Below are 6,048 nucleotides of genomic sequence, written 5' to 3'. Positions count from 1 at the left end.
GAGGGGACGGGAATCGATGAGCGAGGTCATATCCCACGTGGTGGTGCCGGGCACGTTCGACCCGGTGACCATCGGGCACATGGACGTCATCCGGCGCACGAGGCGGCTCTTCCCGCGCGTGACCGTGGCCGTGGCGGCCTCGGCCAACAAGCACGGGCGCGGCACCGCGTTCTCGCTGGACGAGCGCGTGGCCATGATCCGAGAGGCGCTCGAGCTCGAGGGGCTGCCCCAAGACATCGAGGTCGCCCCCTTCACGGGGCTTCTCGTGGACTTCTGCCGCGAGGTGGGGGCCGGGGGCGTGGTCAAGGGCCTGCGCGCCATGACCGACTTCGAGTACGAGCTGCAGCAGGCCGACCTCAACAGCCACCTGTCGCCCGAGCTCGAGAGCGTCTACGTCATGTCCAACCCCGAGTACGGCTACGTGTCGTCGTCAATCGTGCGCGAGATCGCGTCGATGGGCTCGGACGTGAGCATCCTGGTGCCCGCCAACGTGGCCGAGCACCTGCGCGCCCACTACAAAGGTTGAGGCCGGGCGCGCGTCGCTGCGCTCGTTTCGTGGCAGCGGCGCCAATCTGCTACCATGTTTGGGATACCGGGCGTCCGATGTGTCTCGCGAAAGGAACCATAGATGCAGCCAGGTGAGGAAATCGAGAGCTTGGTCGACGAGCTCGAGCAGATCGTGAACGAGGCCAAGACCCCGTTCATGGACAACGGCCAGAAGAAGATCGTCGACGCCCAGGACGTCTATGAGATCCTGGACGAGATCCGTCGCGTGTTCCCGCAGGAGTTCGCGGACGCGCGCCGCATCCTCAAGGAGGAGCAGGAGACGCTCGACCGCGCCCAGCAGCAGGCGAGCTCGATCATCGCCGACGCCCAGCAGCAGGCCATGATCCTGGCGGGCGACCAGGAGGTCGTGCGCCTGGCCCAGCAGCAGGCCGACGGCATCCGCGACCAGGCGGCCCAGTACGAGCGCGACACCCGCTACAACGCGGAGGAGTACGCCGACACGGTGCTCGCCCACCTCGAGGAGAACCTCAAGAGCCTCACGAGCTCCGTCTCGCGCGTGCGCCAGACCCTGGACGAGAACTCCGGTCCGCGCAACACCACCAACAACGTGCCCTGGTAGCGATGGAGCCGCTCATCATCTCGCTCGACGAGCGCCTGGGCGCGGCGGGGGACACCCTGCCGCTGGCCGGGCACCTCGACGAGCGCGGCTACCAGCTCGGCGACCACGAGTTCTCCCTGCCCGAGGGGCTCGACTACGACCTCGTGCTCACCAACGCGGGCGAGGGCATCCTCGCCACGGGGCTCGTGCGCGCGCACGTGGCGGGCACCTGCGACCGCTGCCTCGAGCCGGCCGAGTTCGACCTGTCCGGCGAGGTCGACGGCTACTACCTCTTCGAGGAGCCCGAGCAGCTGGGCGACGACGAGGACGATGCCGACTTCGAGCTCGTGGCGCCCGACCGCACGATTGACCTGTCCGGCGCGCTGCTCTCGGCGCTCGTGATGGAGACGCCGTTCGTGGTGCTGTGCCGCGAGGACTGCCGCGGGCTCTGCCCGGTCTGCGGCGCCAACCTCAACGAGGGCGACTGCGGGCACGCCGAGGCGCTCGCCGCCGAGCGCGAGCGTGAGCGCATGGAGGCGTCGCCCTTCTCGGCCCTGGCGGGGCTTCGGCTGGGCGACGACGAGGACGCGGCCGCGCGGGAGTGAAGAAATCCTGAGCGCGTGCTCTTCTCGCCGATACGTGCTATAGTGTCGGCTTGTGTGATTCAGGCGAGATGATGCCCGCCGTGGCGAGCGACGGGCGTGGGTTCGTGAGAGAGGTTTGACATGGCAGTACCCAAGCAAAAGAAGGGCCGCGGCGCCACCCACTCCCGTCGTTCGGCCAACAGCAAGCTCAGCGCGCCGTCGCGCTCGGTGTGCCCGCAGTGCGGCGCCCCCAAGCTCCCGCACCACGTGTGCCCCAACTGCGGTCACTACAAGGACCGCGAGGTCATCGTCACCGAGTAGCGCTCGCTCAGACGAGGCTGCGAGGGGTCGGGCCCAAGGGTCCGGCCCCTTTTTCGTGCCGCGCGGGCCGGTCCCCTCGGCCCCCGCCGACGGGCGCTCGCGGATCGCGGGAAGTCGGAGGTTCTTCGGGGGTCGCGCTCAGGGATTCGCGGAAGTCTGTTGCCGTTGCCGCAGACTTCCGCGATTTCACAAGCGGGCCGGGGAGAGAAGCTCCGACATGCCGCGATCTCCGAGCGCCGCGCCGCGCGCCCCGGGCGGCGAGAAGGACGACGCGCGACGTGGCATAATGGATGGGCATGTGAGGCGGCCCGCGCGGCCGGGTGAGGAGGAGACATGACCACCATCTGCGTTGATGTCATGGGGGCAGACAAGGAGCCCCCCGTCCTGCTCGAGGGCGTCGCCACGGCGCTCGCCGAGGATCCCGAGCTGGAGGTGCTCGTCGCCGGCGACGCTGCCGTGGTCGAGCCCTTCGCCGCGTCCCACGAGCGGGCGCGCGCGCTCGTGACCACCGAGGTCATCACGATGAGCGAGCACCCGGCCCAGGCCGTGCGCCACAAGAAGGACGCGAGCATCGTCCGGGCGTGCGCGGCGGTGCGCGCCGGCGAGGCGGACGGCCTCTTCTCCGCGGGCTCCACCGGGGCGGTGCTCACGGCCGCCACGTTCGGCGTGGGGAGGCTCAAGGGCATCAAGCGCCCGGCCCTCTCGCTTCCGTTCCCGGGCATATCGGGCCGTCCCACGGTCTTTCTCGACCTCGGCGCCAACGCCGACGTCAAGCCCGACGTGATGGTGCAGTTCGCGCACATGGGGCGCGCCTACTCCCACGCGGTGCTCGGCGTGGAGGAGCCGCGGGTCGGGCTGCTCTGCAACGGCTCAGAGGACACCAAGGGCTCCGAGATGGCGCTCGCCTACCACGAGGCGCTCGCTGCCGGCGACTGCGGGTTCGCGGGCAACGCCGAGGGCACCGACATCCTGGCCGGCACCTTCGACGTGATCGTGGCCGACGGCTTCACCGGCAACGTGGCGCTCAAGTCCATCGAGGGCACCGGCAAGTTCGTGCTCGCGCGCCTCAAGGAGGCGATGGGCGCCTCGCTCACCAACAAGCTCGGCATGGGGCTGCTCGCCAAGTCGCTCAAGACGATGGCGCACGAGCTCTCGGGCGACAACTACGGCGGCGCGATCCTGCTGGGGCTGCGCGCGCCGGTGGCCAAGGGCCACGGCGCCACGAGCGCCCGCGCCGTGTGCGCCGGCACGCACGCCGCCGCCCGCGCCGTGAGGGCCCACCTCACCGAGCGCATCGCCGACGCCTGCGAGATCGCGGGCTAGGCGCGCCGCCGACCGCCGCCGCGCGGCGGGGTAGAATCGACTGCGAGCGGGGGCTCCCCCCGACGAGGAACAAGGAGGCACCATGGACCACGACGAGACCCTGGCCAAGGTCATCGAGATCGTCAACGACACGCTCGAGCTCGGCGACGGCGTGACGCTCGACGAGACCACCGACCTCAAGAAGCTCGGCGCGGACTCATTCGACCTGCTCGAGCTCGTGACCACGCTCGAGGACGAGTTCTCCGTCACCTTCGACGACGACGCGGCCACCAGCGTCGCCACCGTCGGCGACGTCGTCGCGGCGATCGAGCGCGCGCGCTCGTGAGCGAGGCCCGGGAGTTGAACATGCGCGAGCGCGTGGCCGCCGCCGAGCGGGTCTGCGGCCACCACTTCGAGAACCGCGACCTGATCGTCTCGGCGCTGACGCACCCGTCGGCCGCCGAGGGGAGGCCCGTCTCGGCGTCCTACGAGCGCCTGGAGTTCCTGGGCGACTCCATCCTCGGCGCCATCGTGGCCACCGACCTCTTCGAGCGCTTCCCCGGCATGGACGAGGGCCAGCTCACGCAGGCCAAGATCAGCCTCGTCTCGGGCAAGATGCTCTCGAGCGTGGCCGGTCGCCTCGGCGTGGCGCCGCTCATCGTGATGGGGGAGTCCGAGCGCGGCACGGGGGAGCGGGGCATGCACTCCGCCCTCGAGAACGTCTACGAGGCGCTCGTGGGCGCGCTCTACCTCGACGCCGGCTACGGCCCCGCGCACGACTTCGTGGCGCGCACGCTGGGTCCCGAGGTGTCGCCCTCGCTCGCCGTCAAGCCCATCAGCCCCAAGTCGCGCCTGCAGGAGGTCACGCAGCGCGACCTGCACTGCGGGCCCGTCTACGAGCTCGTAGCCGAGGAGGGCCCGGCGCACGACCCCACGTTCACCTCCGTGGTGCGCGTGGAGGGCCGCCGCATCGGCCGCGGGTCGGGCTCGTCCAAGAAGTCGTCCGAGAGCGCGGCGGCCGTCGACGCGCTCGTGCGCCTCGGGTACGCCGAGCCGAGCGACTTCGCCGGCGCCGGGACCACCAACTAGCCTCGGGAGGGCGCGAGCTTGTATCTGAAGTCGCTCACACTCAAGGGGTTCAAGTCGTTCGCCGACAAGACCCACATGGCCTTCGACCCCGGCCTCACCGTGGTGGTGGGTCCCAACGGCTCCGGCAAGTCCAACGTCTCCGACGCCATCCTGTGGGTGCTCGGCGAGCAGAGCGCCAAGCAGCTGCGCGGCCAGGCCATGGAGGACGTGATCTTCTCGGGCTCCTCGGCGCGCGCGGCGGTGGGCGTGGCCGAGGTCACGCTCGTGCTCGACAACTCCGACCACACGCTGCCCATCGACTTCTCCGAGGTGGGCATCACGCGCCGGATGTACCGCTCCGGCGAGTCCGAGTACCTGATCAACGGCGCGCCCGCCCGCCTGCGCGACGTCCAGGACATCCTGCACGACTCGGGCCTGGGCAAGGACACCCACTCGATCATCTCCCAGGGCAAGCTCGACTCGATCCTCTCGAGCCGTCCCGAGGAGCGCCGCGCCCTCATCGAGGAGGCGGCCGACATCTCCAAGCACCGTCGCCGCAAGGAGCGCAGCCAGCGCAAGCTCGCCTCGATGGACGAGAACCTCGCGCGCGCCAAGGTGCTCGCCCGCGAGATCTCGCGGCAGCTCAAGCCGCTCGAGCGCCAGGTCGACAAGGCGAGCCGCGCCCGGGCGCTCGAGGACGAGCTCAAGGGGCTCGAGGTCACGCTCGCGGTGGACGACCTCAGGCGCCTGCAGGACGAGTACGGTCGGCTCGGGGCCCGCGGCAGGGAGGCCGACGCGGCGGTCGAGCTGGCCCAGTACCGCCTCGACGAGAAGAGCCGCGAGCTCGAGAAGCTCCAGTCGCTGCTCGAGCAGAAGGGGCTCTTCGTGGGGGACCTCGGCGAGCAGCGCCGGCGCATGCAGGACCTCCTCGGCCGCATGGACTCGGACATGCGCCTGCTCGAGGAGAAGGGCAAGAACATGGTGGCCCGCCTCTCGGAGATGCGCATGCAGCTCTCCGCGATGGAGAAGCAGCGCGCCGACGCCGCGAGCGAGCACGAGCGCGTGGCCGCGGAGCTCTCCGACGCGCGCGTGCGCGAGGAGGCGCTCGCCGAGAACGAGGCCCAGCTCGCCCGCGCCGCCCGCGTGGCGCAGGCCCAGCGGCGCGAGCTCGACGCGGAGCTCGCGCGGCTCACGGCCGACGAGCGCTCCGCCCGCGCCGAGGCCGACCGCGAGACGCTCGCCTACGCCAAGCTCGAGGACCAGATCTCCAACGCCGAGGTCGAGGACCAGATGTTCGCCTCGCGCCTCGCCCAGCTCGACGAGGCGGCGGGCACCGCGGAGGAGGCGCTCGCCGACCGCCGCCGCGCCGCCGAGGAGCTCTCGGAGCGCCTCGAGGGGGAGCTCGCCGCGGCCGATCGGCTCAAGGCCGAGACGGGCGAGCTCTCCGCCCGGCTGGAGGCCGCCCGCGCCGAGGAGGCCGAGGCGCGCGGCGCGCTCTCCTCGTCCAGGGCCACGCTCGAGGCGCTCGAGGCCGTGGACGCGGACGTGGAGAGCGCGAGCCCGCTCGTCTCGGCGCTCGCCGAGCGCGCCGGCGACGCCGTCCAGTGCCGCCTGGCCGACATCATCGACACCGACCCCGAGGTCGAGAGCCTCGTCGAGCAGCTGCTC

The 6,048-nt window shown here is 71.1% G+C and carries 8 protein-coding genes; all 8 read left to right on the top strand.

Annotated elements, in window-relative coordinates:
• Window positions 1-16: 16 nt before the first annotated feature.
• Window positions 17-526 (top strand): pantetheine-phosphate adenylyltransferase, encoded by a 510-nt coding sequence (coaD, locus tag ACWTSU_RS01615; RefSeq protein WP_455138159.1) that lies wholly within the window; start codon window positions 17-19, stop codon window positions 524-526.
• A gap of 102 nt (window positions 527-628) precedes the next feature.
• Window positions 629-1,126 carry an ATPase gene (locus tag ACWTSU_RS01610; RefSeq protein WP_455138158.1) on the top strand — a complete coding sequence of 166 codons (498 nt, stop codon included), beginning with the start codon at window positions 629-631 and terminating at the stop codon, window positions 1,124-1,126.
• A 2-nt stretch (window positions 1,127-1,128) separates the two neighbouring features.
• Complete coding sequence (locus tag ACWTSU_RS01605) at window positions 1,129-1,710, top strand: YceD family protein (RefSeq protein ID WP_455138157.1); 582 nt, start codon at window positions 1,129-1,131, stop codon at window positions 1,708-1,710.
• A 120-nt stretch (window positions 1,711-1,830) separates the two neighbouring features.
• Window positions 1,831-2,010 carry a 50S ribosomal protein L32 gene (gene rpmF / locus ACWTSU_RS01600; protein WP_455138156.1) on the top strand — a complete coding sequence of 60 codons (180 nt, stop codon included), beginning with the start codon at window positions 1,831-1,833 and terminating at the stop codon, window positions 2,008-2,010.
• Window positions 2,011-2,343: 333 nt separating this feature from the next.
• The gene (gene plsX / locus ACWTSU_RS01595) at window positions 2,344-3,333 is read left to right on the top strand and encodes a phosphate acyltransferase PlsX (RefSeq protein ID WP_455138155.1); all 990 of its coding nucleotides are present in this window, start codon (window positions 2,344-2,346) and stop codon (window positions 3,331-3,333) included.
• 82 nt (window positions 3,334-3,415) lie between these two features.
• A complete protein-coding gene (locus ACWTSU_RS01590; RefSeq protein WP_455138154.1) occupies window positions 3,416-3,658 on the top strand; it encodes a phosphopantetheine-binding protein in 243 nt (80 codons plus the stop codon).
• A 14-nt stretch (window positions 3,659-3,672) separates the two neighbouring features.
• Window positions 3,673-4,401, top strand: coding sequence for a ribonuclease III (rnc, locus tag ACWTSU_RS01585; protein WP_455138153.1), 729 nt, complete (start codon window positions 3,673-3,675; stop codon window positions 4,399-4,401).
• An 18-nt stretch (window positions 4,402-4,419) separates the two neighbouring features.
• Window positions 4,420-6,048, top strand: a 1,629-nt coding sequence (locus ACWTSU_RS01580; protein WP_455138152.1) for a chromosome segregation SMC family protein, incomplete at its 3' end; no start/stop codon positions are given.

It is taken from the genome of Thermophilibacter sp., assembly GCF_966187215.1.
This window is presented reverse-complemented; position numbering and strand designations above follow the sequence as displayed.

Bases quoted from the DNA above. Each gene is read 5' to 3' on its own strand.
- coaD (WP_455138159.1), top strand. From the start codon at position 17: ATGAGCGAGGTCATATCCCACGTGGTGGTGCCGGGCACGTTCGACCCG.
- ACWTSU_RS01610 (WP_455138158.1), top strand. From the start codon at position 629: ATGCAGCCAGGTGAGGAAATCGAGAGCTTGGTCGACGAGCTCGAGCAG.
- ACWTSU_RS01605 (WP_455138157.1), top strand. From the start codon at position 1,129: ATGGAGCCGCTCATCATCTCGCTCGACGAGCGCCTGGGCGCGGCGGGG.
- rpmF (WP_455138156.1), top strand. From the start codon at position 1,831: ATGGCAGTACCCAAGCAAAAGAAGGGCCGCGGCGCCACCCACTCCCGT.
- plsX (WP_455138155.1), top strand. From the start codon at position 2,344: ATGACCACCATCTGCGTTGATGTCATGGGGGCAGACAAGGAGCCCCCC.
- ACWTSU_RS01590 (WP_455138154.1), top strand. From the start codon at position 3,416: ATGGACCACGACGAGACCCTGGCCAAGGTCATCGAGATCGTCAACGAC.